The sequence below is a fragment of the Streptococcus sp. ST14 genome (assembly GCF_046098195.1).
Classification (GTDB): domain Bacteria; phylum Bacillota; class Bacilli; order Lactobacillales; family Streptococcaceae; genus Streptococcus.
In genome coordinates this window covers 1-575 of sequence record NZ_JBJUSF010000075.1, presented here as the reverse complement: position 1 = coordinate 575, position 575 = coordinate 1, and the positions used below count along the sequence as shown (strand labels likewise).

The window sequence follows — 575 nt, the reverse complement described above, 5'->3', positions numbered from 1 at the left end:
CTCAAGAATTCAGATCGGTTTAATCCTTTTCATTACATGAAGTCTGAGCTAGATATTGATCGTATCTCTGAAGCAATTACTGAGGGAACGAAGAAGAGTGAGCATACTGGAGAGGACTTCTGGGTTCAAGCAGAGTTGATGCTGCAACGTGCATTGATTGGTTATCTCTATTTTGACTCGAAGGATCCTGAAACTGGAGTCCAGTTATACATGCCAAACTTGGGTCACGTTGCGGATCTATTAAGAAATATGTATCGAGAGGATCCAGATGTACCAAGTCCTGTCGAGCAGATGTTTGAGGAACTGAACGAACATCAACCTAACAACTATGCTTATAAACAGTGGAAATTATTCCAAAACTTCAGAGGTGAGACAAGAAACAGTGTGGTAGCGATTTTGTCTTCTCGCTATTCTATCTTTGACCATGAAGATGTCCGAAACTTGATCAGTGAAGATACCATGGAAATGGATACCTGGAATACGAAAAAGACAGCCGTTTTTATTGCTATTCCTGAAACCAATAACGCCTTTAATTTTCTTTCCTCAATCTTGTTTGCGATTGGTTTTGAGGTTCT

General features: G+C 40.0%; 1 protein-coding gene. It reads left to right on the top strand.

The window, feature by feature from the left end; translation table 11 throughout:
* Positions 1-575: type IV secretory system conjugative DNA transfer family protein (locus tag ACIY19_RS10875; protein ID WP_409003407.1), on the top strand; the 575-nt coding region annotated here is incomplete at both ends.